Source organism: Mucilaginibacter sp. McL0603 (assembly GCF_049992945.1).
Classification (GTDB): domain Bacteria; phylum Bacteroidota; class Bacteroidia; order Sphingobacteriales; family Sphingobacteriaceae; genus Mucilaginibacter.
In genome coordinates, this window is sequence record NZ_CP188251.1 from 3,941,145 (window position 1) to 3,966,074 (window position 24,930).

Genomic DNA, 24,930 nt, shown 5'->3' on the forward strand with positions numbered 1-24,930 from the left:
TCACCTTGCAATAAGCTTTCAAAATGATAAGACTAATCTCTGGTCTCATATCTCTAATCTCTCAACCCAGGTCTTTTCTTAACAGGTGAAATAGACTTCACAATTGTTTCGCCCTTAACAGGATTTTTAACTGGTTTCATCAGGGATATCGAATTTTGATAAGCCTCTTCAATCAACTGTTTCATGTACCATTCGGGAAAATCTTCCTTATCCTTCACTTTAATATAGCGGTACTGGCTGCCATCACCCAATAACATATTGCCGGGATCATCGATATCTACACCACGATTAAATCCAAAATTGACATGATCGCTAAAAACAGCGATGCTACAAAACACATCACCCGCCTTATCTGTGGGAGACCAGCCAAAAGCAACTGCATTATAATTATCGTAGATGAGTTCGTTGGTATCCGGGTAAATATCCCACACAAATTCGCGAAGCCTTAAAGCAGCCGCTTTTACCTTATCCGGGTACGGGAGCAGAAATTTCACAAGATCCTGAACTTCTTCCTTAGGCATCAGTTTATGATAATATCTTTTTAAATTTAATCACTTAATTTCCAAAACTCAACATCAATGCCTGTCAAAATAAAAAGAATATATGAGCCCTATTCAAAAGACGATGGTTACCGTATATTGATTGACCGTTTATGGCCGCGTGGTATTAAAAAGGAAGAAGCGCACATAGATAAATGGATGAAAGAGATAGCTCCATCAACTGATTTGCGCAAGTGGTTTCACCAGGAGTCTGAAACCGATCATTGGGAGCAATTTGTAAAGTCCTACCTGGCAGAACTAAAGAAATCAGATGTGATTGAGGAACTGCTTTCGGATATTGATGATCATAAAATCGTTACATTACTTTACGGTGCAAAGAATGAAGAGCATAACCATGCGCTAATATTAGAGCAATTTATAGTGGGGCATTCCCGCTCCTGATCAAAATAGTTGAGACCCAACGAACTACTGATTAATAAACTCTTAAATCGACCTATTTCCTAAACTAAACATAGTGAGCTCCATTTCGTATAAATTAATTCGATAAACTAAGTATCATTGGTCGGGATTGATTTATTCAACATAGGTTTGCATTGAAACGCTATCTTATCTTTCTGTTTTTTGGATTTCATTTGAGTTGCTTTGCTTCGACAGATTTTTCAGCGTCGGATACCTCAGCCGTAAACCACTTAAATAAAGTGGCGGCATCTTATTTTAAATCTAACCCGGACAGTACCTTTTATTATGCGAAGCAAAGTATAGCACTTGCACGCAAAGTCCATTACCCTAAAGGTTTGGCAGACGGGTTGGTGCAGACTGCTCATGTTAATTATTTCAAAGGTAAGTCCAGCGATGCTATCAGCAATTTTAATGAAGCAGTTCTGATCTACAAACAATTAAAAGATCAGCGGGGGTTATCCGCCTGTTACGTTTTGTATGGGCGTATGTACACGTTGCTAGCTGATTACAAGAAAGCTTTATCATACTTAAACAAAGCTCTTTCAATAGACAGGCAAACAGGCTACGAGTATGCATTGACCGACTGCTATAAAAACATAGGAATTGTGTATTTCAGCGAGGGCAAACTATCAAAGGCGTTGGATTTTTACTATAAGGCGCTCTTTATCGCTGTCAAGAATCATTATACTATACTATCGGCAGAGTTGTATAATAATATCGGGGTAATCCTGCAAAACATGGAAGTGTATCCGAACGCACTTGAATATTACAAAAAGTCTATTGCGATTTTTGAGGGGACTAATAACCTGCAAGCTCTGGGGACTCTGAACCAAAATATAGGTGAGATCCTTTTAGCCCAGGCCAACTATGACCGAGCTATCACCTATTTGGATAAGGCGAACCGGATCACCAAAAAACAAAATGATCAGGATGGCCTAAGCTCTGTATATACAGATCTGGGGCTATGTTATGCTAATAAAAACCAATACAAAAAAGCGATCAGTTACCTTGATACCTCTTTACGTATTGGTATTAAATATAAGATTGTTTACAACCAGGCCTATGCACAGATCGGTTTTGCCACAGTATATAACATGCAAAAAGATTACAAAAAAGCCTATCCTTATGCTGTACGCGGTCAACAGCTTGCAATTAAGCTGGGGAATTTATCCGTAAGGGCCAACGCGGCATTTCAACTAAATAAAACGCTGGTTGGATTGGGAAGAGTTGCCGAGGCATACCAATCATTAAATGAATATATCGACCTAAAAAAGGGGTTAAAAGACAATGAAAGTATTCAGAAATTAACTTCGTACAACTTTGAACTCAGTTTCGCAGTCAAACAACGTTTACTTGAACAACAGCAACATGAAAAAGACTTGTTGTATAAACAAAATTCGCGAGCCCAGCGCTTAACCAATCTGATCTTCCTGGTCATTATTATGGCAATGATCGTAACTACGGGAATTTATTACCGCGAAAAGCGAAAACAGCAAAAGATCAATGCGATGCTTGAAAATAAAAATACAGAAGTATTGCAGCAAAAAACCGATCTGGATGAACAGGCAAGTAAATTGAACAACCTGAATACACTTAAAGACCGGCTTATAGCGATCCTTGCGCATGATCTGCGCGCGCCTTTAAGCACATTAAGAGGTCTGTTTGATCTGTTGCAGGATGATTCTATCTCGCACCAGGAATTGCTTGATATGATCCCTGGTGTGCTAAAAAAACTGGAATATACGTCTGATTTTCTTGATACACTACTATTTTGGATTAATAGCCAGATGGAGAACTTTGATAGAGCGGTAAAAAGTTTTTCTATTAGCGAAATCGTCGCCAGTGAAACTCAGCATTATTACGAACAAGCATCCCTAAAAGGCATCAGCTTAATTGAGAATGTACCGGATAACCTGATTGCTTTGGCTGATCCAAATTCCGTACGCATAGTTGTACGCAACCTGATAACCAACGCAATAAAATTTTCGGGCGAGAACGATATTATTGAAATTTCTGCAAAGCAAGAAGATAACAATGTTTTAATCAGTATAAAAGATACCGGAACAGGGATGACTCCCGAGCAATCAAAAAAACTATTTAAGAGCAAGGTAGATAGTGAAATCGGTACACATAATGAGTCGGGAACGGGAATGGGGTTATTATTTTGCAAGGACCTTGTTGAAAAATGTAACGGTAAAATCTGGGTGATCAGTAAACAAGGGATTGGTACTGAATTTTCCTTTACAGTACCCGCAAGTACAACGTCTTAGCTTAAGACACGTCGCCACAAAAGAATAAAGATTTATAAAAAAGCCGACAACGGGAATCGAACCTGCGACCTACTCATTACGAATGAGTTGCTCTACCAACTGAGCTATGTCGGCTTTGGCGGTTCACGCTCCTAATATTAGAAGCGTGACGAATCCATTGACAAACTTAAAACAAAAATTATTTATTCAAAGCTGCGTTACCTGTCAGGTATATTGCTTAACCATTTGCACAAGGTCCTCCAGATCAAAGGGCTTTGAAAGAAAATTATCTGCACGGCAATCGTGCGCAATTTTTTCAAGGTTACCTGCTCCGGAAACTAATATTACAGGCGTATTTTTTGTTTTGGGATCATTTTTAAGATCTTCGCATAATAAATGCCCGTACCCATCGGACAATCGGATATCAAGTAAGATCAGTTCGGGTGCAAAATCAATGATATGATCAACAGACTCATAGTGATCAAAGGCTATTACATGATATCCCTCTTCGGTAAGGATCTCTTCAATAAGATCAAGACTTTCTTTATTATCCTCAAGTAGCAGGACACGTTTGCTCATGATAATGATGTTAGGCTAACTACAATGTTAATTTAACATCTTAACTCCATTAGTTAAAAAATGTTTTAACCTATAATAAATTTTACAAAACTATGCTATTTGTGATCTGATCACTTGTATAAAATATTCCAAGTCAAAGGGCTTGCTTATAAAGGCATCTGCTCCTGCCTCAATTTTAACCATCTCAATATCCTTATTGGCCGACATCAAAACTACTACAGTCTGTTTTAGATCGTCCTGACCCTTAATATATTTGCAAATATCTTTACCCTGATATGCCCCTAAGTTTAAGTCAAGCAAAATAAGGTCAGCATGGCTTTTCTCCACTTTGCTCTCATATCCTTCAAAATCAGTCATACTACATACTTCATAACCCTCGTCCTCTAATATAAGTGTAGCAATATCTACGATATCCTGTTCATCTTCAATAATTAATATCCTTTTCATTGAAATAGCTAGGTAAGACTTTTACGTGCCTGAAACAAAGAAAGTTAAGGCAATTTGGAAAAAATCTAAAAGGGGCATTTATAATCAATAAGTTATGTTTTTAAATACGAAGAAAGTGTAACCGGGGATTTATTTATTTTTGATAATGAAAGTAACCATAGCCGACGCGCTGGCACAACTTAACGGTAAAAAGGGACAATTATTTGCCAAAGTAATGGAACGCGGCTCCATGTCTGTTGAGATTTATCGCCCTATAAAAGTTGATCATCAGACACAGCATTTACAGGATGAATTATATGTGATCATTAGTGGCAGCGGCGAATTTTTAAATGACGGCAAGCGATCTAGTTTCAATCCAGGAGACATACTTTTTGTTCCCGCAGGTATCGAATATCGGTTTGAAAACTTTACTGATGATTTTGCAACATGGGTGATATTCTTTTAAGTCGTGAGTCGTAAGTTCTAAGTCTTAAGTCAAATGCGTCGATTATTTAACTGCCGAGAAAAAAACTTTGAACTTCGGACTTAGAACTTTAGACTATGTCAAATTCCTATCCTTAAACCATACCTCATCAGGCTTAGCATCGAAATTCTCCATCAGGTTTACTAATTCAATTGCATCGCCTGAGGTAAGTACTAATTTGCGGTTCGCTGGTTTTAAAAATTGCTGTTCTACCATTACATCCATCTGTTTAAGGAGGAAGTCGTAAAAACCATTCACATTCAATACGCCTATTGGTTTATTGTGCAATCCTAACTGAAGCCAGGTAAGCACCTCGAAAAATTCCTCCAATGTGCCAAAACCTCCTGGCAGCGTTATGATACCGTCGCAAAGGTCGCTCATGAGTTGCTTACGCTGGTGCATATTTTCTACTATGTGCAATTCGGTCAAACCTGTGTGCCCAACTTCCTTATCCATCAAGAATTGGGGGATGACCCCTATTGCTTTGCCACCCCGGCTTAAAACCGCATCGGCTAATAATCCCATCATGCCTACTTTGCCGCCGCCAAAAACAAGTGTAATATCCCGATTAACCATTATTTCGGCCAACTGTTCAACTGTTTGTTTTAATATCGGATCGCCGTTGAAATTGGCACCGCAAAATATGCAGATGGAGTTCATGTTAATTATTGAATTACTGATTTATTGAATTATTGATTTGAGTCCGAAAGTCGGGAAGTCAGTAAAGTCAGGAAGTAATTTGTTAAATTATCAACTACTGCAACCTTTACAACTTATTCAACCTAATCCAACCCAATCAACTCATTAACCCTTACTCGTATAATTCGGTGCTTCCTTAGTGATAGTGATATCATGAGGGTGGCTTTCGCGCATGCCGGCTGCTGTGATACGTACAAATTTGGCTTCCTGCAATTGGTCGATTGTAGCTGCTCCGCAATAATGCATACCTGCACGCAGGCCACCGATATATTGATAGATCACTTCGGCAAGTGTTCCTTTGTAAGGCACACGACCTACTATACCTTCGGGAACCAGTTTGGTAACTACGTCGGTCTCGTCCTGGAAATAACGGTCCTTTGAGCCTTTATCCATTGCCTCGATAGAGCCCATGCCACGATATGATTTAAATTTACGGCCTTCGTAAATGATGGTTTCGCCTGGTGATTCTTCTACCCCTGCAAATAATGAACCTGCCATGATAGAGCTTGCACCTGCGGCAATGGCTTTTACAATATCGCCTGTCTGTTTAATACCACCATCAGCAATAACCGGGATACCACGGCCTTTTAGTGCGGTAGCACATTCGTAAACGGCAAATAACTGTGGTACGCCTACACCGGCTACAATACGTGTAGTACAAATAGAACCTGGGCCAATGCCCACTTTTACGGCGTCAGCTCCGGCATCTGCAAGAGCAATGGCGGCATCGGCAGTCGCGATATTTCCTGCTATAACCTGCAGGTCAGGGAACAGGGATTTTACCATTTTAACCATGTCGATCACTCCTTTTGAATGACCGTGAGCAGTATCAACGGTTATTACATCTACACCAGCCTGTACTAAAGCTTTCACACGCTCGATATTGTCAGCAGCAACTCCAACGGCAGCACCAACACGCAGGCGACCAAATTCGTCTTTACAAGCGCTGGGGAAGTTTTTGAATTTTTGGATATCCTTAAAAGTGATCAGTCCGCATAAATGGCCGTCTTTATCTACCACCGGCAACTTTTCGATCTTGTGGTTTTGTAAAATTTCTTCAGCTTGAAATAATGTAGTGCCTTGAGGTGCAGTGATCAGGTTAGCGCTGGTCATTACCTCGCTTACCGGGCGGTTCATATCTTTCTGGAAACGGAGGTCGCGGTTAGTGATGATTCCTTTTAGTTTACGACCGCCATTAATAACCGGAATACCTCCGATTTTGAATTCGCGCATGATCTTTACTGCATCAGCAACTGTTGACTCTTCATGCAAGGTTACCGGGTCCTGTATCATGCCGCTTTCAGAACGTTTTACTTTACGCACTTCATCGGCCTGTGCCTGGATGGTCATATTCTTATGTAAGATACCCATACCACCCGCCTGGGCAATGGCAATAGCAAGAGCCGATTCTGTTACCGTATCCATAGCAGCAGAAAGAATTGGGATATTCAGTCTTATTTTTCTGGTAAGTAATGAGCTTGTATCCACATCACGTGGTAAAACTTCTGAGTAAGCCGGGAGTAGTAAAACGTCGTCGTAAGTTAAACCTTCGGCGACAAATTTGGAGGGATCTAATTGCATGGCAAATAATTATTTGGATTTATTATTTGCCGGACAAAGATACGTTTAAATGTGGAGATGTGCAAATATGCGAATGTGCAGATTTCTAATACGCTTATTTGATTGCTTTAAGTTGACACTTGGTTGATGTGCAGATTTTAGATGTGCGAATATGCAGATTAAGTGCAATGTTTTGAAAATCAATCCAAATCAAGATCATTTGCACATCTGCACATCCACGCATCTGCACATCAATACTTCCCTACTATTACTTTATAAAATTTATCCAGGTCGAGATATTTGTTTGCTGTTTTAAGAACATCTTCGGCTGTACTGGACCGGATCATCTGGGTGTATCTGTCATAATAGTCATAGTCAAGGCCAGAGAAGTAGATGTTTTTAAATTTATCAGCATGCGAAAATATGTTTTCGAGGCTGCCTAAAAGCGAGCCCAGCATATAATTACGCACCAGTGATAATTCATCTTCGTGGACAAGCTCGGTCTTTAAAATATTGATCTCTTTCTCTATTTCGGTAATAGCAGCTTTGCATACATCAGCTCCTACCTCGGTTGCGATAAACAGTGCACCTCCTCTATTTAATGAACTCGCTCCTGAACCGATGCCGTAGGTATAACCCTTATCCTCGCGGATATTAGCCATTAGTCTTGATCCGAAATAACCACCTAAAACCGTATTCATCACTTGTAGTGATGGAAAATCAGGGTGTGAACGGATTATTGAAGGCAATCCCATACGTATGGCAGATTGAAGCGCTTTAGGTTTTTCTACAAAATAAAAATGCTCAGCAGCTGGAGCTAACTCTGGTTGGGTTGCATCTGCTTTAACTGAATAATTAGACCACTCGCTACCAAATGATTTAGTTAACAAATTTAAGGTTGTGTCATCAACCTTTCCGGCTACAAGTATATTGCAATTTGATGGCTGATACATTTGTTTAAAATGAGCCAGCATATCATCGCGTTGCAAGGTTTTGTAATCTTCAAATTCGGCCCCTAAACCATATATGGTATCACCATATATAGCCTTGTTAAATTTGCGGCGGGCAACAATATCATTTTTTTGCAGGCTAACCTGTAATTTTTGTTGCTGATTTCGGACAAAGGTTTCCAGTTCGTTTTCCGGAAATACCGAATCAGTAATAACAGCCTTTATAACCGGCAAGGTTGATGCAAGGTGCTTATTTAAAGTATATAGCGTCACTTGCGAATGATCGTATCCATAATCAACCTGCAAAAATGCGCCATAAAAATCCACCTGATCGGCGATTTGCGAAGCGGATAGTTTGGTTGTCCCCTCGGTAAGCATGGTATTTACCGCAACATTCAGTAAAGGTTTTGCCAGGTCGAAACGCAGGTTTGCAAATATCCATTCAATACGTACCAGTTCCTGGTCGTCTGAGTTAAAAGAGAAAATATTGCACCCGTTTTCCAGTTTTATATGTTCAGGGCGGATCAATTCGATATGATCGATATCTTTAAATTCTGGAGCGGTTTGTCTATCTATCATAATTCTTAATTCAAAATTTTCTCCGCCAAATAGATCAGCGTAGAGGAATTTTCCTTTCTGAAAATCGCATTAGCTTGCTTTTGTATTTGTTGGGCTGTAACAGCTAAATATCTTTCTGTTTCATGATTGAATTTACCAGCATCACCCAGCAATTCAAACTGAGCCAGGTTCATAGCCTTATCCAATAGTGACATCTCAGAAAACACCATGGTAGATTCTGTTTTGTTTTTCACTTTGGTCAGTTCATCAGCGGGTATCTGTTGTTTCTTTAAAAGTTCCAGTTCTTCCCAAATAGCAGCCTCAGCAGCTTCGATACTTACATTTTCCAGTGGCTTTCCTTCAATCACAAACATTCCACTGTCAAAACTGCCCATATTATAAGCATGTATCTCGCTAAAAAGTTGTTTATCCTTCACTAAAGTACGGTGCAAACGGGATGAGTTGCCACGCGACAGGATATCTGATATCAAATCGATCTCATAATAACCCTCATCTAAACGACCAGGCATATGGAAGGCAATGTAAACATCATTTAAAGGCACTTTGGCTGTAACAGTTTCACGGCGTGCTTCTTTTTGCACGGGTTCCTGCGGCAGGCTGCGATGATATTTTTCACCGGCAGGTATCGGTCCGAACCATTTTTCGGCTAATTGTTTTGCTTGTTCTGTACTGATATTACCTCCAATCACCATTACAGCGTTTTGCGGATTATAATGCTTTTTAAAGAAAGCTTTTACATCAGCTATACGTGCATCTTCGATATGTTTGATCTCTTTGCCTATGGTCGCCCATTGATAAGGATGCTTTTTATACACCAACGGACGTAAACGTAACCATACATCCCCATAAGGCTGATTGAGATAACGCTGTTTAAACTCTTCGATCACCACATTTCGCTGTACCTCCAGGCTTTTTTCGCTGAATGCCAGGTTGAGCATGCGATCACTTTCCAGCCAGAATGCAGTCTCGATGTTTGCAGAAGGCAATGTGATATAGTAATTGGTTATATCATTGCTGGTAAAAGCATTGTTTTCGCCGCCAACACGTTGCAGTGGCTCATCATATTGTGGAATATTTACTGAGCCACCAAACATGAGATGCTCAAATAAATGTGCAAAGCCTGTTTGATCAGGGTTTTCATCACGGGCGCCAACATCATATATGATATTAAGAACGGCCATTGGGGTGGTGTGGTCTTCGTGAACTATAACGCGGAGGCCATTATCTAATGTAAAACGGTTGAATTTAACCATGAAAATGCTATAAAACGGACAGCAAAGGTAAAATTTTTGATGGAAGTAGCTAAATATTGATATTATCATGCAGGGAAATCGCTTTTAAAACTTTATTGCTGATTTTTTGGCTAAAGCCCCTTTACCTTATTATATTTTCCGCCCCATAAATGGGACGGCAATGAACTTTACTTTTACCCTTCATTGCCGTTTGTCTTCAGCCAACGGCTAAGCTGGAATTATTAAAACGGCTTTAGCCTCACATTTATACGCCTGGGCATTTTAAAAGCGATTTCCGTATTATCAGGTTAAAAGAAAAAAATAATTTTAAATTAAATTCTTTTGTAAAAGAAATAAACTAATGATACATTTACACTGCTATTATTCAACTGTTTTAATCAGTTACCTCAAGTAAAAAATCTGGTGGTAATTGTTAGTTCAATACCTAATTAATGACACAGTCACAATTAATTCAGCACTTTTATGCCCCTGATAGAAAGATCACGGTGGCTAAGCTCGGCCATCAGCTAAAGAGAGAGAATTTTTCGCTAAACGAATTGGTTGACCTTACTTTTTATCCTGACAAGGACATCGCTCTAAAATCTTCACGCCTGCTACAATATATTTTGTTTAAGTTTCCCGAAAATTACTACCAGGACATTGAATATTTTATTGGACGGATTGAAGATGCAAACACACCGATCAGCAAAAAGCCTTATGCGAAAATATTAATGCACGTTACTTCGCCTGAAGTGCCCCGTGAAGTGCGCAATAAAATGAAGGAAATTAACCTTGAACGTGCTGTGGAATTATGTTTTGTATGGATGACCGATCCTAAAACTTCAGTAAGTGTAAGAGTATCAGCCTGTGAAGCTCTTTTCAATATGCGTCATCGCTATCCGTGGATAGCAGAAGAACTTTCAAAACAAATGGAGTTATTGTCTATCAATGCCTCGCCAAATCTTTTGGCTAAATTCAATTATATTTCGAGCTTCTTACATCCGGAGGAATAGTGTCAAGTCAATAGTCTTTAGTCGTAAGTCAATTTTGTGCTTTTCTGACTCAAGACTCAGGACTAAACGTCAATTCATAATTGATACGAAACTAATTGTATCTTCTTTTCTGAACCATCATTCATGATTTATTGATTAATTTAATTTAAAATTGTTTAGGCAATAATTAATTAGTCGCAAAATCCGTGTCCAGATAGTTTTCATGCTAACAGCCGACGAACTGATAAAGGAAATAAGTGTTACCATGGTAAAGTCCAGGGTGGTTAAGTTGAGTGCCATCCTCCAAAAACAACATTTCTCGTTACGCGATTTGATCGATATTACCTTTAACCAGGATAAGAATATCGCTTTCAGGGCTGCATGGATACTCGAAAATTTGTTTCTGCAGAAACCGGAGAGTTACCTGAACGATATGGGTTATCTGTTGTCACGGGTAAAAAGTGTTACAAACCCAAGTTGCAAAAGGCATTACGCTAAAATTGTAATGCACATCACCTCGCCAAAGTCACCTGTAGCTATACAGCAAGAATTATCAGAAATTGATCTTGAACCTGTAGCAGAACAATTGTTTGATTGGATGATAGACCCGAAAGTACTGATAGCTGTTAAGGTATTTGCCGCACAAGCATTATTTAACCTGCGCGATCGTTACAACTGGCTAACCGAAGAACTGGCCAATCAAATCCAATTTTTGATGCGAAACGGATCGGCTGCGATCCAATCAAGAGGAAGGAAGTTACTATCGCAGCTTTAGTAGCGTCCACTTTTAAGCACCCGGCCTATCACTTCCATGCAAATTAGCGCTCACCTGGTTATGATGCAGTTTTGCATCGATAGCCGATGAACTATCATTGGCATAAGTACCGTAAGCATTTACCAGCACACCTTTTAGTTTATATTTTGGCGAACTGATCCCATATACTATTGACATATCCGATGGGTTGCTTTGTCCTTCAAAACGATAAAATTCATCTATCTCGAAATCATTAGCACCCATATGTATATCCTGTGCCTTATCGTCAATCGTGTCGCCCTCAAGGCTAAGGTTGGCGGTATATCCTCTTTTATATAAATCGTTAGTGGCATCCACTAAAGTTTCGTAATTTTTCATGATCGTATTTTTAACGGTGATGTATTGGTTACATCGTAAACCCGCAAACAGGGTAGGTTGTTTTGATTCCGATGGTTTTTGATCACGTAAGAGGAAGGTTCCTAATTACAAATAGTTAATGGGGGATATTTTAGACAGTATCTGAAAGGAAGTTTTAATAATGAAAAGCCAAGCCTCGCGCCCGGCAATTCATTATTAATTTAACTCGGCAATTTTTTACGCGGATGTTAGGTAAAGGTTAGTAATAATAATGTTACAGACTTTAATAGTTTTCTAATCCTATTCTTGAACAAATTTTAACTTATAACGTAGACCCTCACGATTAAATTCCCATTGTAATGAAACCCCTAAGTTTTACTCTTTTACTACTATTTACGCTTACAGGTATTAGCTATGCGCAAGGCCCTGTAAGGGATGCATACCCTGCGGCAAGTATTTTTGTTATTGATTTTCAAAGCGGCCAGCAGTACCAGGCGACAACAGACGCTGCAATTTTATTTAAAGATGCTTTTGTTAACCTGGTTATTAATACCCGCACAGCACGCATGTACGGATCAGGAATGGTTGCCGGGCATAAAAGTGTGGTAATAACCCAGGCTGATCCGCAGGCGAATGGAAATGCTTTTCAGCTTAGTCTGCAGAATACTTTTTCAAGACAAACTACTGTTTTGTACACCTTTCTTTATAATGTAGATCAAAATACCTTATACTTTTATAACACGGGTTCACGAAATTGGGTTCCTGAAGTAGTTCAGGGGAACAATGTGCTCAATCTGAATGCTTGCCTTGCTTACGGCAAATTTAATGATCCGAATGCACAGCCGGTTGCCAATGCGCCATCAGATGATGTTCAGCAGGACCTTGCAGATACATCAAATTATGATGCACCGGTAGATACCGCTGCAATTGTTGATAATCCCCCACCCGCTTTGCCCGATTACCAGCAGCCTGAATGCCCGACTGATGGTTATTTATGGCAACCAGGCTATTGGGCCTATAGCGCTCCGGGTAATGATTATTACTGGGTACCGGGTGTATGGGTGGCACCGCCAACTGTAGGCTATTTGTGGACCCCTCCTTACTGGGGCTTTGCGGGAGGACATTATGTCTTCCACAATGGCTATTGGGGATCAAGCATAGGCTTCTATGGTGGTATTAATTATGGGTTTGGCTATGTGGGTGTGGGTTATGTGGGTGGTGAGTGGCACGAAGGGCATTTCCGCTATAATACAGCCGTTGTTAGAGTTAATACAGTTGTAGTACATAATACTTATGTAAATACAACAGTGATCAACCGGACAGTAGTAACAAGCCGGGCCAGTTTTAACGGTCATGGTGGCGTAGTAGTAAGACCGACACCACATGAAGTTGCAGCTATGCACGAGAGACATATTGTGGCTACCCAGGAACAGATCAGGAACCAGCGCGTGGCCAGGGAAGACAGAAGTCAGTTTGCCTCGGCAAATCATGGTGGAAGTCCTGCTAATTTAGCCGCCGCAAGAGCGCCTGAAAGAACGCCGGCCCATAATATGAACCAACGGCCTTCGGGAAATAACCCTGCATCCAGGCTAGGTACAAATAATAATGTAACGAGAAATAATACGCCTGGCAATGCGGGGACAACAAGGTCAAATTCGCCGGAAACGATGGGTCAGCATACAAACAGCCATGAGACAACGGGCGCGAAACCAAATACAACACCACAATCAAATTTAGCTGGCGGACCAAGGTCAAACGCATCGAGTACAAGAGGAATGGCTCCGAATACACAAGGGACACACGGGCAAAAAACAAATAAAACTAATAAAGCACCTAAACAGAATAACAGGCATGAGAATAAAAAACAATAGCAAATAGCTATAAAATAAAAAGACTTCTCGGGGTTTAGAGAAGTCTTTTTATTTTTTGTCAAAACCTGATTCATATTCCCGATAAAACAGATCAGGGATTGAATCCTTAAATATTATATGCTTTCAAATACATACGCCTCCTTTTTACCGATTTTATTGATAGTCTCCGGAAGCTTCATTTTACTATGCGGAATAAGTATGGTAGTACTGCAATTGAGAGTATTTAATAAAACCGGGGAAAGGCGATCACGTGAAAAAAAATTATTAATTGCCGGAATAGGGTCGATCATCACCGGCTTGATTTTGATTATAGCATTTATCGATTAATGGGAAATGGTACGATATTGAGTCTTTTAGTCAGAAAGTCTCAAAAAAGAATTTGAAAAAACTTGAACAGAAAATGAATTGATATCCTTGATAATTATCAGCAGATTTATGGTACCAAAACCAATCTGTATGAAAACTCTATTTTGCTTTTTCACTGCTATTATCTCGTTGACAATATCAAGTTGCTCCGGACAATCCAACGATGCGTTACAAAAGAAATATACTGTGGTTAACCGTACCATCAGCCCCGGAACAGATCCTGGCAGCATTCATCTGAGTGATGCGGAAGGTGAGGGTTTTGCCTGGATAAACAACGAAAAATTCACTTATGGCACAATTGAAGTTGACATCAAAGGAAAGGACAAACTCCAGGGAAGCTTCGTCGGCATAGCTTTTCATGGTATGAATAATTCGACCTACGAATCGATTTATTTTCGGCCGTTTAATTTCAGGTCGGACGACCCGTTAAGAAAAACGCACGCAGTACAGTACATAGCCTCTCCTGATTATGGATGGGAAAAGCTCAGACAAGAATATCCCGGTAAATATGAGCAGCCTATATCTCCTGCACCCGACCCGAATGCGTGGTTCCATGCACGTATAACAGTAGATAGCAAAAGCATTAAAGTTTACGTAAATGGTAATGCTGCGCCATCCCTGGTTGTAGACCCGTTGGTGCATAACGATGGCACAATGATCGGGCTATGGACAGATACAGATGGCGACTGGAAGAATTTGAAGATTGTATCTGCAAAGAAATAACCGGGAGTGTTCACGTTCACACCGCGCATGAACGCCCCTCGAATCTAATTAAATATTTGATTACAAGATGATTGAATTTTTAAAGCTACTGACAAAGTACTGTCACCACTTTTACCTATAAAACAGAAAAGCCACCTGACCAGGCTCTGTCTCTTTAACAAGCTTTTCGTTATCTCGGCAAGCGCGGACGCTTAGCCGGGCGGGTGGGGCTTCGTTTTTAAATACCATTAAATAATCTCAATCATGCCTTTCCCGTTTACAGTTAAATTTACCAAGAAGCTTAAAGAAACCTTAAGCCCTGAAGACTATCCGATTGTTTTTAAATATTTAAGTAATTACTTAGTTGAAAAACGTGTAACGGATATTGTTATTAAAAAAAATGTTTTAGAATTCAATGTTAAATATGGCAGGCCGAACTGGCATTTCATTTTGCCTATTGATGGCGGGGAATTTACCTTTACTAATAAAAATGAATATATAATTTAACTTATGAAATTTTCCTTTATCGGGCTTTCTTTGTTTATAGTGTAATGTCATTGGCGGTCGCTGCCTCGTCTAAGTCTATTTTACTCGGGTGGTTGATTTTCCTTGCTACATATGGTATCAACTTTTTAGTAGCTGTTATTAAACATCGTATGAGACTTAATAAAATCGCTATTGGTACAGGCTCTTTAATTCAACAAAAAAAATGTCCTTAAAGTCTTTTTTATAAAGCAAGTATGCAACGCACCCCAGCTGCATAGCATACTTGCGTAGCCCGGGATCAAACTCAATTTAAACGGGATGAGCCCGATAAAATACCGGGCTCATCATTGTAACTAATTTTTAACTTTGTCCAACTTTTGCGGTTCAGTCCTTTGGGTGGCTTCCTGATTTATAATTAAAATTAATTAATTAGCTTTTATTATTCTGCATGAGCAGGTTCATTTGTATTCAGAAACACAAACTGGTTATCAAACATATCCAGCTTTATTTTGCTGTCCTTATCTATCTTACCGCTCAATATTTGCTTTGACAATTCGTTGAGGATCTTTTTCTGGATCACACGTTTCAATGGCCTTGCACCAAACTGAGGATCATATCCTAATTGAGCCAGCCAATCCAATGCTTCATCAGAGGCTTCTATAGTTACACCCATTTCGGCCAATGATTGCTGTACATGTTTGAACTGCAGTTTTACGATCTCACCAATTTCATCACGGCTAAGCGGAGTAAACATAATGATCTCGTCTATCCTGTTCAAAAACTCCGGACGGATAGTTTGTCTTAACAAATCGAATAACTGATTCTTTGTTTTAGCTATTACAGTTTCCTTATCGCTATCCTCAAAATCCTGGAAGTTTTCCTGTATCAGGTTTGAGCCGATATTGGATGTCATGATGATGATGGTATTTTTAAAGTTCACCACACGACCTTTATTATCAGTCAAACGGCCATCATCCAACACCTGCAACAGGATATTGAATACATCCGGATGCGCTTTTTCGATCTCATCAAGCAATACTACACTGTAAGGCTTACGGCGTACAGCTTCTGTCAATTGTCCGCCTTCATCATAACCAACATAGCCCGGAGGCGCACCGATCAAACGGGATACCGCATGGCGTTCCTGGTATTCAGACATATCTATACGTACCAGTGCGTTTTCATCATTGAACAGATATTCGGCTAAAGCTTTCGCTAACTCAGTTTTACCAACACCAGTGGTTCCGAGGAATATGAAAGAACCTATTGGCTTTCTCTTGTCCTGTAAACCTGCCCGACTGCGGCGTATAGCATCACTGATCGCTTCAATTGCTTCCTCCTGCCCTGCTACGCGTTTGTGTAATTCATCTTCCAGGTGCAGCAATTTTTCACGTTCGCTTTGGATCATTTTTGAAACCGGGATTCCAGTCCAGCGTGAAACTACACCAGCGATGTCTTCGGCAGTAACTTCTTCCTTCAACATGCGGTGGTCTTTCTGATTTTCCAGTAAGGTCGCCTTTAGTTTTTCTACTTCGTCCTGGGTTTCTTTTATCCGGCCGTAACGTAACTCTGCTACTTTGCCGTAATCGCCTGCACGTTCAGCCTGCTCGGCTTCCAGCTTAAAGTTTTCAATCTGCTCAACTTTTTGGTTGATATTGTCTACTACATCCTTTTCGCTTTTCCACTGCGCACGTAATGAGTCGCGGCTTGCAGAAAGATTGGCTATTTCCTCACTCAATTCATTTACCCGCTTATCATCCTTTTCACGTTTAATGGCTTCGCGTTCGATCTCCAGTTGCATAATACGGCGGTCGAGTTCGTCTACTTCTTCTGGCACAGAGTCCATTTCCAAGCGCAGTTTCGAAGCTGCTTCGTCCATCAGGTCAATCGCTTTATCCGGTAAAAAACGGTCGGATATATAGCGCTGCGACATTTCGACAGCAGCAATGATAGCTTCGTCCCTGATATGCACTTTGTGATGAGTCTCGTAACGTTCCTTTAAACCGCGGAGGATAGATATAGCATCCTGTGTATCAGGTTCATCTACCAAAACCATTTGAAAACGGCGCTCTAAAGCTTTGTCCTTTTCCATGTATTTCTGGTATTCGTTCAATGTAGTAGCGCCAATGGCTCTTAATTCGCCACGGGCAAGAGCTGGCTTAAGGATGTTTGCGGCATCCATTGCGCCTTCACCGCCGCCTGCGCCAACAAGAGTATGTATCTCGTCAATAAACAGGATAATCTCGCCATCGGCCTGGGTCACTTCTTTGATAACGGCTTTCAGGCGTTCTTCAAACTCACCTTTATACTTCGCACCTGCTATCAGCGCACCCATATCCAATGAGTAAACAGTTTTGGTTTTCAGGTTCTCGGGCACATCACCTTTGATAATCCTGAAAGCAATGCCTTCAGCAATAGCAGTTTTACCAACGCCGGGCTCTCCCACTAAAATTGGGTTATTCTTAGTACGACGGGATAATATCTGTATCACACGCCTTATCTCATCATCACGACCTATTACCGGATCAAGTTTACCCGATTCTGCATATTCGTTCAGATTTCTGGCATATTTATTCAGTGCGTTATAAGTAGCTTCAGCGTTCTGATCGGTTACTTTACTGTCGCCACGCAATCCAATGATGGCTTTTTTAAGATCTTTTTCATTTACACCAAGATCTTTCAAAATAGTACTTGTTTTACCGCCTGCGGCGAGTATACCCAATAAAATATGTTCAACAGAAACAAATTCATCCTTAAACTCTTTAAGATACGACTGTGCTTTTTGCAAAGCCGAATTAGCTTCGGACGAAAGGTAAACATCGCTACCGCTTACTTTAGGGAAAGAAGCGATCTGCTGATCGAGTCCTTCGTTTAACCGGTTAAGGTTAACGTTTAATTTTTTTAGTAAATAGGATATTACATTTTCATCAACCAATAACAAGCCTTTAAGCAAATGAGCATTTTCAATTGCCTGCTGCTGATTACCAGTTGCAATTTCGGAAGCCTTTTGTACCGCCTCCTGGGCTTTTATAGTGAAGTTGTTAAAATTCATGGGATTTGATTATGTATATACCGTTATATCAAAACAATTGCCAGTTACGTCAAAGTGAAAAAATGTCACCACAGATCAAATTTCAAAAGACATTTTGTCTACTTTTACAGGCTAACTAAAACATTATCAGGCATAAATGCATCTTACTTGTTGTGTTTAAAGTGAATTTTAATATTTTTGATATACCATTAAACTGAAGTTTTGAGTAACCAGCCACAGAGGAGAATTCAGGGTAAAAATAAATCTTCATACCGCGAGTATTATACTTTAAATAACCTGAGTGCGGTCAGAACAGGGAGTATTATATTTCTGATACTTAACCTTGTACTGCGCATACTCTATTTTATATTTCCAGAGAGCCTTACCCGTGCTCAAAATTTCCCGGAGTTTAATTTTACCAACTGGTTGTACATCGCAATAACGCCTGTTTTTCTGGCTTGCAGTTATTTATTCATGTACCTGTACAAAAAACAGAAAAAGGCAAATATTGTTATGGGTATTTTTGTTTTTTTGTTTGCCCTTTACATTATATTCTGTGGTATGTTCTCGAGCTTTATTGCGACAAGCAATCCACGAAATGCCATGGTTCTATACCTCACTGCACTAAGCATTATTAGCGTGGTATTTGTTTTTGAAACCGATGAGACTATTCTATTGATGATCATTGTTGAGAGTTTATTTACCTCTATCCTATACATGACTCAAAGTGAAGGAATGGAGATGATATACAATCAACTTTTATCGGTAATCTTACTATGTTGTTTTTATTTTATGTCGAGATATTTTTATTCCTACAAATCCAGCTATTTTATGCAACTGGTTGATATACGCGAAAAAAACGTCGCAATTGAAAAAGCAGGGGCTTTTAAAAATGAGATATTGGGTATGGTGGCACATGATCTTCGTAATCCGATAGCTGCCATTGAGACTTTGACCATGATGATGGAAATGGAAGAAGTGGATAATGACACACGCGAGAATTTAGAAATGATCAAAACCTCGTGTATTAAAGCAAGAGGCATCATTGCTGATCTGCTTGATGCTGCTAACAATGAGAACATTAATATTATTGAGACACAAAGAACCGAGCTGAACTACTTTTTAAAAGGAATCATTAACGAATGGAAGGTGCAAAAAGAGGCCAAAAGTGATATCGTTCTCATTAGTTCAAAGAACCAGGTTTTTGTGGAGATCAATACAGAGAAATTCCAACGTGTAATGGATAACCTGATCACAAATGCGCTTAAGTTTTCAAAAAACAACAATAAGATCGAGGTTTACTTAAGCGCAAAAAATGGCAAAGCCATTGTTGAGGTTAGGGATTATGGTCTTGGGATTCCGGCAGAAATGCTCCCTCATATTTTTGAACGTTTCTCAAAAGCCCGCAGGCCCGGTATCAGAGGCGAACAATCTACTGGCCTCGGTCTAAGTATATCTCGCCAGATCATTGAAAACCACCAGGGTACAATTAATGTAACAAGTGAAGAGAAAAAAGGCTCTACATTTACCATCCGGCTTCCGCTTATAGATTAAGACACGATTTTCGGATTTTTTAGATTTAAATGATTTAGTTTTAAAATCAGACCAATCAAATGTTTCGAAACAACATCACTTGCTTAATCATTTAATCCCTCAATCGTGTCAAAGAACTTAGCATTAAAATTCACCAGAAATAACTCCTTCGATGCCCTTGTGCAGGCAGTATAAAACCAGCGAAGGAAATCCATATTGATCATTTCTTCGGTAAGGTAGCCCTGATCTACAAACACAGCATCCCACTGTCCCCCCTGTGCCTTATGACACGTAACCGCATAGGCGAATTTTATTTGCAGTGCGTTGTAATATGGGTTAAGTTTCAATTCGTCCAATTTTGCCTTACGACTGGCGATGTGATCATAATCCTTCATCACCTCCAGAAAAAAGCGTTTTTGCTCCGTTGGCTGTAAAGCCGGTGCTTCTGAATAAAGTGTATCAAGCAATATTTTACAGTCCAAAACCGGATCTTCGGCGTAATCAATAAACTCCAGTTGCACATCGGCAAACCTGAAACCATACATATCCTCAAAGCGGCGAACTTTTTTTATTCGTGCGATATCACCATTTGCGATAAAACCGGTGCTTCCCTCCTCTTGCTCCTGCAGCCAGAAATAATTATTGCGTACAACCATTACCTGGTCGCCCCCGGTAATTTCTTCTTCGCGAAGCAAAATACGTCCTCTTATCTGTTGATTGTATAGGTTGGCATTCTTGTTAGACCGGCAAACGATCAGCGTACCATCATGTCCATATTTGTTGTAGGCGTAATTCAACCCTTCTTCCAGGCGCTCACCAGTCATGCGGAAAACATCTTTATATCCCTTGGTAACTATGCGTGGTGTGCTTATTTTTCCCTTCCGGATAATATTACGCATGGCCGTTACATTATTTAATATTCCCGAGTCCTTTTCCTGACGCAAAACATCCGTCAGTTCAAAACTAAATATATCCACCGCGAATGTTTTTTTCATTAAGCCGATGTCCAAAGCTGGACTATTATCTGCACCTACAGGCGGCAACTGGGCGGTATCCCCTACCAGCATCAGCTTGCAGTTTTTGGTGTTATAAACGTAGCTTACCAGGTCGTGCAGTAAGGTCTCGCGCATATTCCCTGCTGACTCATCCGATATCATCGATGCCTCATCCACAATAAATAAAGTATCTGTAGCAAGGTTATCAGCTAAGCGAAAGGCATCATCAATATTAAGCGCTGATTTTTTTCGATAGATGCGTTTATGAATAGTAAAAGCTTTACGGCCGGAATAATTGGTGATCACCTTGGCAGCTCGTCCCGTTGGTGCCAATAAAACCGATTTATAGTTATAATACTTCAGTGCCTTTACTAATGCCCCTAATACGGTGGTTTTACCTGTACCGGCGTAACCTTTTAGTATAAAACATTCATCGCCATTATCGCTGAGTAAAAAGGTGTGCAAGCGATCAAATAACTCCAGTTGCTGACCGGTTGGTTCATGCGGAAATGCTTTGCGAATTTGATCTGTTGACGGCACTCACAAAAATGCTAATTGTTTTAGTTAAATTCCATTTCTTAATTGGATTATATTTGATTACTTATTTTACAAAAACAAGAAACTTAAATATCATTTATGGTACTAGTGTTAGAAATTCCAGAATATGAAGAACGGGAAGGCATAAAAATCCATTGGGAATATGGTTTTGAAATCATTGCCGACCAATCTAACAATAGAATTTCAATTCAGGCAAACAAGGCTGGGTTGACTTCTCTTGCAATTCAATTACTAACTTTAGCTCAGGATGCTGTGCCATCTGGCAGTCATATACATTATGATGAACACAATTCTTTAGAATCAGGTTCTAAAGAATTTATCATAGGGAAAAAATAGCTCACAACTGTAACAGATTAAACACTAAATAAACCTAAAAAATATTACTTTTGCGATAACCGCATGAGCATTCACAACCACCATTACCGCGACCCGGATTTTAGCACAGCGCAGACCGCTGACTATATTCTGTTAGTTCAGGTCGGTATCGATTCATTTTCTTATGCGGTGGCAGGGCGCAATAGACTGTTTTTATTGGAAGAAAACATCAGCTTAAATGAGCTGAACGAACCGGATAAAGATCATAGCCTGTTGTTTGACAATTACAAAAAGCGCGTTATTGGCCTGCCGCAAAATGGTTTTACTTTTATGCCCGTAAGTTTATTCAGGCCGGATCAAGTAACCAGTTATGCACGTTTCCTGGATGTTAAAGTAAATGAAAAGGTTTTTTCGCAACCACTGGATAGCGAAAACCAGGTAATCTATAAGGTTGATGAACAAACAGCCAGGATCGCGGACAGGTTTGATGTTAAAAACACTGTTTTTGGAGCTAAAGGCTGGATTGATCTAATCGGCTCAAATAACCCGTCAAATCATAATCTCTATTTGAATATCGATAGCGATAAAGTAGAATTCCTGAACTACAACGATGGCAAGCTGCGTTTTTACAACAGCTTTGAATTTAAAACACCCGACGAATTGGTTTATTTCACTATGGTTGTTGCCGGAGAACTAAAAGTGCAGCCGCAAAATACTTCGTTGATATTAAGCGGCGATATCAGTACTGATGATGAAAATTTTGGCAGATTATCCCAGTTTTTTCATAGTGCTGAACTGAATACGCTAAAAACGATCGATCTTCCCTGGAATATTGCTGCTCAAAATATATTAACTCTTACCGCCTTATCATTATGCGGATCATCGGAGGCACTTTAAAAGGGTTAAGGCTTAACCCGCCTAAAAATTTGCCCGTACGCCCTACTACCGATCTGGCAAAGGAAGCATTGTTCAATATCCTCCAAAATCAAATTGAGTTTGAAAATATAACAGTACTCGACTTGTTTGCAGGTACAGGGAATATCTCGCTGGAATTCGCATCAAGAGAAGCTGCACAGGTGATTTCAGTTGACCGCAGCATTCATTGCATTAATTACATCAAGGATGCCTCAAGACAACATCACCTGGAACAAATAAAAACATATAAAGCTGATGTTTTCAAATACCTGGAGCTGGAAACCGAGCAATATGACCTCATATTTGCCGATCCCCCCTACGACCTGAATCGGATACCAGAGATACCGAAGATCATATTCGAGAAGAACCTGTTATTACCAGGCGGAATGCTGATTGTGGAGCATCAATCTTTCCAAAACTTAAGTAATCATCCCGCATTTGTTGAGCAGCGTAAATACGGGCATTCGTCGTTCTCGTTTTTTAGGACGATTGAGGATAAATAATATCGAACACCGAATGCTGAATATTGAATGATGAAGTACTTCGGAGTTCGTTATTCAAAATTCATTATTCGATATTTATTAAACAATAATTACTTCGATCTTTTGCTTTTTGAAATGAACCAGTTCTTCAGAACGCGAATTAGTAATAATAGAATTTATCATACTTAACTCACCAAATTTCAAATAACTCTCCTTCCCTATTTTGCTATCATCACAAAGCAAATAGGTTTTTGCACTGTTTGCAGCAAAAGCCTGTGTGATATCTGCTTCCAGTTCGCTATTGGCAAACAAGCCATTACGTGATATGCCATCCACCCCTAAAAACGCCTTGTTTGCCCTGTACCTGGCTATATGCTCATCGGCAATTTTGCCGTGTACCGCCTGTCGTTCAGCATTAAACTCACCTCCTATGATATTTAGTGATACCAGGCTATTCTGTAATTCGTAAACAACCGGAATAGAGTTAGTAATCACTTTGATCTTTTTATTCTTAATAAACTGGCACAACCTGAACACAGTACTTCCACAATCCATAAAAATAATATCACCATGATTGATCTGGTCAGCGGCAGCACGGCATATTTTATCTTTCACTTCAACATTCTTTGCTGCTTTATTAATAAAATCATGGGGAATCTCAAAAGGATTCACTTTCATTGCCCCTCCGTGTGTACGGTAAAGCAGGCCATCAGCAGCAAGCTGGTTCAAATCACGCCTTACCGTTATCTCTGAACTACTGAGTTCAACGGCCATCTGTTTGATGTCTACTTCATTATCTGCATTCAATTTTTCCAGAATTATCTGCTTTCTTCTTTGAAAGTTCATTCTAAATGATTTAATTTGTTCAAAAATAATCAAAAACGATCAATAATAATCAATAAGATTTTGAACAATATAAATATTATCAAAACTGAGATACTATCTGACAACTGGTATACTTTGCGAAAGATAACCTACGAAACTAAAAATCATGATGGTTCAATTGTCGTGCAGAGTCGTGAAGCTTATGATCGTGGCAATGGCTCGGTTATTCTTCTATATAACAAGCCCAATCAAACAGTGATACTAACAAGGCAATTCCGCATGCCCACTTATTTAAACGGCAACGAAAGCGGTTACCTGATCGAATGCTGTGCCGGGTTGCTTGATAAAGATGATCCTGAAGAATGCATTAAACGAGAAACCGAAGAAGAAACTGGTTATAAAGTTTCTGACGTAAAAAAGGTGTTTGAAGCATACATGTCGCCCGGATCGGTAACCGAAATTCTATACTTTTTTGTGGCTGAATATTCTAAAGAGATGAAAGTAAGCGATGGCGGTGGCGTTCATGAAGAAAGTGAAAATATTGAGGTGCTTGAACTTCCATTTAAGCAAGCGTTGAATATGATAACCAACGGCGAAATAAGAGACGCTAAAACCATTATGCTTTTACAATATGCACAAATCAACAATCTGATATGAACAAGCCTTTAACTATCCTGGTTGCCGGACCCTATCGCTCAGGCACCAACGATGACCCGGAACTGATGCAGCAAAATTTGGACTTGCTCGAAAGTAATGCACTAACTCTTTTTCGCGCTGGGCATATACCACTCATAGGCGAATGGCTGGCTTTACCATTGCTGAAAACAGCCGGTTCGAAACAGCCGGGCGATGATATCTACCAGGAGATATCCTATCCAATTGCCCATCGGCTTATTACTAAATGCGATGCTATCTTACGTATCGGTGGGGAATCAAAAGGAGCAGATAACGATGTAAAACTGGGTCACGAGCTTGGTCTGAAGATTTATTACAAGCTGGAAGATATATTAGGTAATTAAACTGCCGTTTAT

Annotated in this window: 25 protein-coding genes and 1 tRNA gene; 14 read left to right on the forward strand and 12 right to left on the reverse strand. The window is 39.8% G+C overall.

Annotated elements, in window-relative coordinates; all coding sequences use genetic code 11:
- Nucleotides 1–53: 53 nt before the first annotated feature.
- Entirely contained in the window at nt 54–521 is a 468-nt protein-coding gene (locus ACPPVU_RS18060; protein ID WP_426667964.1) for a hypothetical protein, read from the reverse strand.
- Between the two features lie 57 nt (nt 522–578).
- Here ACPPVU_RS18060 and ACPPVU_RS18065 point away from each other — a divergent pair, with 57 nt between their 5' ends.
- Both ACPPVU_RS18065 and ACPPVU_RS18070 read left to right on the forward strand, forming a co-directional pair.
- Complete coding sequence (locus ACPPVU_RS18065) at nt 579–941, forward strand: DUF488 domain-containing protein (RefSeq protein ID WP_426667965.1); 363 nt, start codon at nt 579–581, stop codon at nt 939–941.
- 152 nt (nt 942–1,093) lie between these two features.
- A complete protein-coding gene (locus tag ACPPVU_RS18070) occupies nt 1,094–3,229 on the forward strand; it encodes a tetratricopeptide repeat-containing sensor histidine kinase (RefSeq protein ID WP_426667966.1) in 2,136 nt (711 codons plus the stop codon).
- 41 nt (nt 3,230–3,270) lie between these two features.
- Here ACPPVU_RS18070 and ACPPVU_RS18075 read toward each other — a convergent pair.
- The 3 genes from ACPPVU_RS18075 to ACPPVU_RS18085 form a co-directional block, all read right to left on the reverse strand.
- A tRNA-Thr gene (locus ACPPVU_RS18075) sits at nt 3,271–3,343 on the reverse strand.
- Between the two features lie 90 nt (nt 3,344–3,433).
- Complete coding sequence (locus ACPPVU_RS18080; RefSeq protein ID WP_426667968.1) at nt 3,434–3,787, reverse strand: response regulator; 354 nt, start codon at nt 3,785–3,787, stop codon at nt 3,434–3,436.
- Nucleotides 3,788–3,877: 90 nt separating this feature from the next.
- Complete coding sequence (locus ACPPVU_RS18085; protein ID WP_426667970.1) at nt 3,878–4,234, reverse strand: response regulator; 357 nt, start codon at nt 4,232–4,234, stop codon at nt 3,878–3,880.
- Between the two features lie 145 nt (nt 4,235–4,379).
- Here ACPPVU_RS18085 and ACPPVU_RS18090 point away from each other — a divergent pair, with 145 nt between their 5' ends.
- Nucleotides 4,380–4,679, forward strand: a complete 300-nt coding sequence (locus ACPPVU_RS18090) for a cupin domain-containing protein (RefSeq protein ID WP_426667971.1) — start codon at nt 4,380–4,382, stop codon at nt 4,677–4,679.
- A 93-nt stretch (nt 4,680–4,772) separates the two neighbouring features.
- Here ACPPVU_RS18090 and ACPPVU_RS18095 read toward each other — a convergent pair whose 3' ends face one another.
- The 4 genes from ACPPVU_RS18095 to ACPPVU_RS18110 all read right to left on the reverse strand — a co-directional run bounded on the left by ACPPVU_RS18095 (nt 4,773) and on the right by ACPPVU_RS18110 (nt 9,738).
- The gene (locus ACPPVU_RS18095) at nt 4,773–5,357 is read right to left on the reverse strand and encodes a TIGR00730 family Rossman fold protein (protein ID WP_426667973.1); all 585 of its coding nucleotides are present in this window, start codon (nt 5,355–5,357) and stop codon (nt 4,773–4,775) included.
- A gap of 144 nt (nt 5,358–5,501) precedes the next feature.
- Nucleotides 5,502–6,977: an IMP dehydrogenase gene (gene guaB, locus ACPPVU_RS18100; protein ID WP_426667974.1), complete on the reverse strand. Its 1,476-nt coding sequence runs from the start codon at nt 6,975–6,977 to the stop codon at nt 5,502–5,504.
- Nucleotides 6,978–7,207: 230 nt separating this feature from the next.
- Nucleotides 7,208–8,485, reverse strand: coding sequence for a M16 family metallopeptidase (locus ACPPVU_RS18105; RefSeq protein WP_426667975.1), 1,278 nt, complete (start codon nt 8,483–8,485; stop codon nt 7,208–7,210).
- Nucleotides 8,486–8,490: 5 nt separating this feature from the next.
- The gene (locus ACPPVU_RS18110; RefSeq protein ID WP_426667977.1) at nt 8,491–9,738 is read right to left on the reverse strand and encodes a M16 family metallopeptidase; all 1,248 of its coding nucleotides are present in this window, start codon (nt 9,736–9,738) and stop codon (nt 8,491–8,493) included.
- A gap of 431 nt (nt 9,739–10,169) precedes the next feature.
- Between ACPPVU_RS18110 and ACPPVU_RS18115 the strand changes: the two genes are divergently transcribed.
- Together ACPPVU_RS18115 and ACPPVU_RS18120 are read left to right on the forward strand one after the other, a co-directional pair.
- Nucleotides 10,170–10,730: a hypothetical protein gene (locus ACPPVU_RS18115; RefSeq protein ID WP_426667978.1), complete on the forward strand. Its 561-nt coding sequence runs from the start codon at nt 10,170–10,172 to the stop codon at nt 10,728–10,730.
- A 202-nt stretch (nt 10,731–10,932) separates the two neighbouring features.
- Nucleotides 10,933–11,484, forward strand: coding sequence for a hypothetical protein (locus ACPPVU_RS18120; protein WP_426667979.1), 552 nt, complete (start codon nt 10,933–10,935; stop codon nt 11,482–11,484).
- A 12-nt stretch (nt 11,485–11,496) separates the two neighbouring features.
- Here the strand turns inward: ACPPVU_RS18120 and ACPPVU_RS18125 are convergent, their stop codons facing one another.
- Nucleotides 11,497–11,841: a phosphoribosylpyrophosphate synthetase gene (locus ACPPVU_RS18125; protein ID WP_426667980.1), complete on the reverse strand. Its 345-nt coding sequence runs from the start codon at nt 11,839–11,841 to the stop codon at nt 11,497–11,499.
- 338 nt (nt 11,842–12,179) lie between these two features.
- On the opposite strand from ACPPVU_RS18125, the gene ACPPVU_RS18130 reads away from it, so the two are divergent.
- The 3 genes from ACPPVU_RS18130 (at nt 12,180) to ACPPVU_RS18140 (ending at nt 15,266) form a co-directional block, all read left to right on the forward strand.
- A complete protein-coding gene (locus ACPPVU_RS18130; RefSeq protein ID WP_426667981.1) occupies nt 12,180–13,691 on the forward strand; it encodes a YXWGXW repeat-containing protein in 1,512 nt (503 codons plus the stop codon).
- A 456-nt stretch (nt 13,692–14,147) separates the two neighbouring features.
- Nucleotides 14,148–14,780, forward strand: a complete 633-nt coding sequence (locus ACPPVU_RS18135; protein WP_426667983.1) for a family 16 glycoside hydrolase — start codon at nt 14,148–14,150, stop codon at nt 14,778–14,780.
- A gap of 243 nt (nt 14,781–15,023) precedes the next feature.
- Nucleotides 15,024–15,266, forward strand: coding sequence for a hypothetical protein (locus tag ACPPVU_RS18140; RefSeq protein WP_426667984.1), 243 nt, complete (start codon nt 15,024–15,026; stop codon nt 15,264–15,266).
- A 418-nt stretch (nt 15,267–15,684) separates the two neighbouring features.
- Here the strand turns inward: ACPPVU_RS18140 and clpB are convergent, their stop codons facing one another.
- Nucleotides 15,685–18,297 carry an ATP-dependent chaperone ClpB gene (gene clpB / locus ACPPVU_RS18145; RefSeq protein WP_426667986.1) on the reverse strand — a complete coding sequence of 871 codons (2,613 nt, stop codon included), beginning with the start codon at nt 18,295–18,297 and terminating at the stop codon, nt 15,685–15,687.
- Nucleotides 18,298–18,498: 201 nt separating this feature from the next.
- Between clpB and ACPPVU_RS18150 the strand changes: the two genes are divergently transcribed.
- A complete protein-coding gene (locus ACPPVU_RS18150; RefSeq protein ID WP_426667988.1) occupies nt 18,499–19,830 on the forward strand; it encodes a sensor histidine kinase in 1,332 nt (443 codons plus the stop codon).
- Nucleotides 19,831–19,913: 83 nt separating this feature from the next.
- Here ACPPVU_RS18150 and ACPPVU_RS18155 read toward each other — a convergent pair whose 3' ends face one another.
- A complete protein-coding gene (locus tag ACPPVU_RS18155) occupies nt 19,914–21,344 on the reverse strand; it encodes an ATP-dependent DNA helicase (RefSeq protein ID WP_426667989.1) in 1,431 nt (476 codons plus the stop codon).
- Nucleotides 21,345–21,440: 96 nt separating this feature from the next.
- Between ACPPVU_RS18155 and ACPPVU_RS18160 the strand changes: the two genes are divergently transcribed.
- The 3 genes from ACPPVU_RS18160 to rsmD all read left to right on the forward strand — a co-directional run bounded on the left by ACPPVU_RS18160 (nt 21,441) and on the right by rsmD (nt 23,095).
- Complete coding sequence (locus ACPPVU_RS18160) at nt 21,441–21,698, forward strand: Imm32 family immunity protein (protein WP_426667990.1); 258 nt, start codon at nt 21,441–21,443, stop codon at nt 21,696–21,698.
- Nucleotides 21,699–21,761: 63 nt separating this feature from the next.
- On the forward strand, nt 21,762–22,574 hold the full coding sequence (locus tag ACPPVU_RS18165) for a DUF3822 family protein (protein WP_426667991.1): 813 nt from the start codon (nt 21,762–21,764) through the stop codon (nt 22,572–22,574).
- Nucleotides 22,550–23,095, forward strand: a complete 546-nt coding sequence (gene rsmD, locus ACPPVU_RS18170) for a 16S rRNA (guanine(966)-N(2))-methyltransferase RsmD (protein WP_426667993.1) — start codon at nt 22,550–22,552, stop codon at nt 23,093–23,095. Before ACPPVU_RS18165 ends, rsmD begins: the two co-directional genes overlap by 25 nt.
- 78 nt (nt 23,096–23,173) lie before the next feature.
- Here rsmD and ACPPVU_RS18175 read toward each other — a convergent pair whose 3' ends face one another.
- Nucleotides 23,174–23,920: a DeoR/GlpR family DNA-binding transcription regulator gene (locus tag ACPPVU_RS18175; protein WP_426667994.1), complete on the reverse strand. Its 747-nt coding sequence runs from the start codon at nt 23,918–23,920 to the stop codon at nt 23,174–23,176.
- A 60-nt stretch (nt 23,921–23,980) separates the two neighbouring features.
- Here ACPPVU_RS18175 and nudK point away from each other — a divergent pair, with 60 nt between their 5' ends.
- Together nudK and ACPPVU_RS18185 are read left to right on the forward strand one after the other, a co-directional pair.
- Complete coding sequence (gene nudK / locus ACPPVU_RS18180; RefSeq protein WP_426667995.1) at nt 23,981–24,556, forward strand: GDP-mannose pyrophosphatase NudK; 576 nt, start codon at nt 23,981–23,983, stop codon at nt 24,554–24,556.
- Complete coding sequence (locus ACPPVU_RS18185; RefSeq protein WP_426667996.1) at nt 24,553–24,918, forward strand: DUF4406 domain-containing protein; 366 nt, start codon at nt 24,553–24,555, stop codon at nt 24,916–24,918. Before nudK ends, ACPPVU_RS18185 begins: the two co-directional genes overlap by 4 nt.
- The last annotated feature ends 12 nt before the right edge of the window (nt 24,919–24,930 follow it).

Bases quoted from the DNA above. Each gene is read 5' to 3' on its own strand.
- ACPPVU_RS18060 (WP_426667964.1), bottom strand. From the start codon at position 521: ATGCCTAAGGAAGAAGTTCAGGATCTTGTGAAATTTCTGCTCCCGTAC.
- ACPPVU_RS18065 (WP_426667965.1), top strand. From the start codon at position 579: ATGCCTGTCAAAATAAAAAGAATATATGAGCCCTATTCAAAAGACGAT.
- ACPPVU_RS18080 (WP_426667968.1), bottom strand. From the start codon at position 3,787: ATGAGCAAACGTGTCCTGCTACTTGAGGATAATAAAGAAAGTCTTGAT.
- ACPPVU_RS18085 (WP_426667970.1), bottom strand. From the start codon at position 4,234: ATGAAAAGGATATTAATTATTGAAGATGAACAGGATATCGTAGATATT.
- ACPPVU_RS18090 (WP_426667971.1), top strand. From the start codon at position 4,380: ATGAAAGTAACCATAGCCGACGCGCTGGCACAACTTAACGGTAAAAAG.
- ACPPVU_RS18095 (WP_426667973.1), bottom strand. From the start codon at position 5,357: ATGAACTCCATCTGCATATTTTGCGGTGCCAATTTCAACGGCGATCCG.
- guaB (WP_426667974.1), bottom strand. From the start codon at position 6,977: ATGCAATTAGATCCCTCCAAATTTGTCGCCGAAGGTTTAACTTACGAC.
- ACPPVU_RS18105 (WP_426667975.1), bottom strand. From the start codon at position 8,485: ATGATAGATAGACAAACCGCTCCAGAATTTAAAGATATCGATCATATC.
- ACPPVU_RS18110 (WP_426667977.1), bottom strand. From the start codon at position 9,738: ATGGTTAAATTCAACCGTTTTACATTAGATAATGGCCTCCGCGTTATA.
- ACPPVU_RS18115 (WP_426667978.1), top strand. From the start codon at position 10,170: ATGACACAGTCACAATTAATTCAGCACTTTTATGCCCCTGATAGAAAG.
- ACPPVU_RS18120 (WP_426667979.1), top strand. From the start codon at position 10,933: ATGCTAACAGCCGACGAACTGATAAAGGAAATAAGTGTTACCATGGTA.
- ACPPVU_RS18125 (WP_426667980.1), bottom strand. From the start codon at position 11,841: ATGAAAAATTACGAAACTTTAGTGGATGCCACTAACGATTTATATAAA.
- ACPPVU_RS18130 (WP_426667981.1), top strand. From the start codon at position 12,180: ATGAAACCCCTAAGTTTTACTCTTTTACTACTATTTACGCTTACAGGT.
- ACPPVU_RS18135 (WP_426667983.1), top strand. From the start codon at position 14,148: ATGAAAACTCTATTTTGCTTTTTCACTGCTATTATCTCGTTGACAATA.
- ACPPVU_RS18140 (WP_426667984.1), top strand. From the start codon at position 15,024: ATGCCTTTCCCGTTTACAGTTAAATTTACCAAGAAGCTTAAAGAAACC.
- clpB (WP_426667986.1), bottom strand. From the start codon at position 18,297: ATGAATTTTAACAACTTCACTATAAAAGCCCAGGAGGCGGTACAAAAG.
- ACPPVU_RS18160 (WP_426667990.1), top strand. From the start codon at position 21,441: ATGGTACTAGTGTTAGAAATTCCAGAATATGAAGAACGGGAAGGCATA.
- ACPPVU_RS18165 (WP_426667991.1), top strand. From the start codon at position 21,762: ATGAGCATTCACAACCACCATTACCGCGACCCGGATTTTAGCACAGCG.
- rsmD (WP_426667993.1), top strand. From the start codon at position 22,550: ATGCGGATCATCGGAGGCACTTTAAAAGGGTTAAGGCTTAACCCGCCT.
- ACPPVU_RS18175 (WP_426667994.1), bottom strand. From the start codon at position 23,920: ATGAACTTTCAAAGAAGAAAGCAGATAATTCTGGAAAAATTGAATGCA.
- ACPPVU_RS18185 (WP_426667996.1), top strand. From the start codon at position 24,553: ATGAACAAGCCTTTAACTATCCTGGTTGCCGGACCCTATCGCTCAGGC.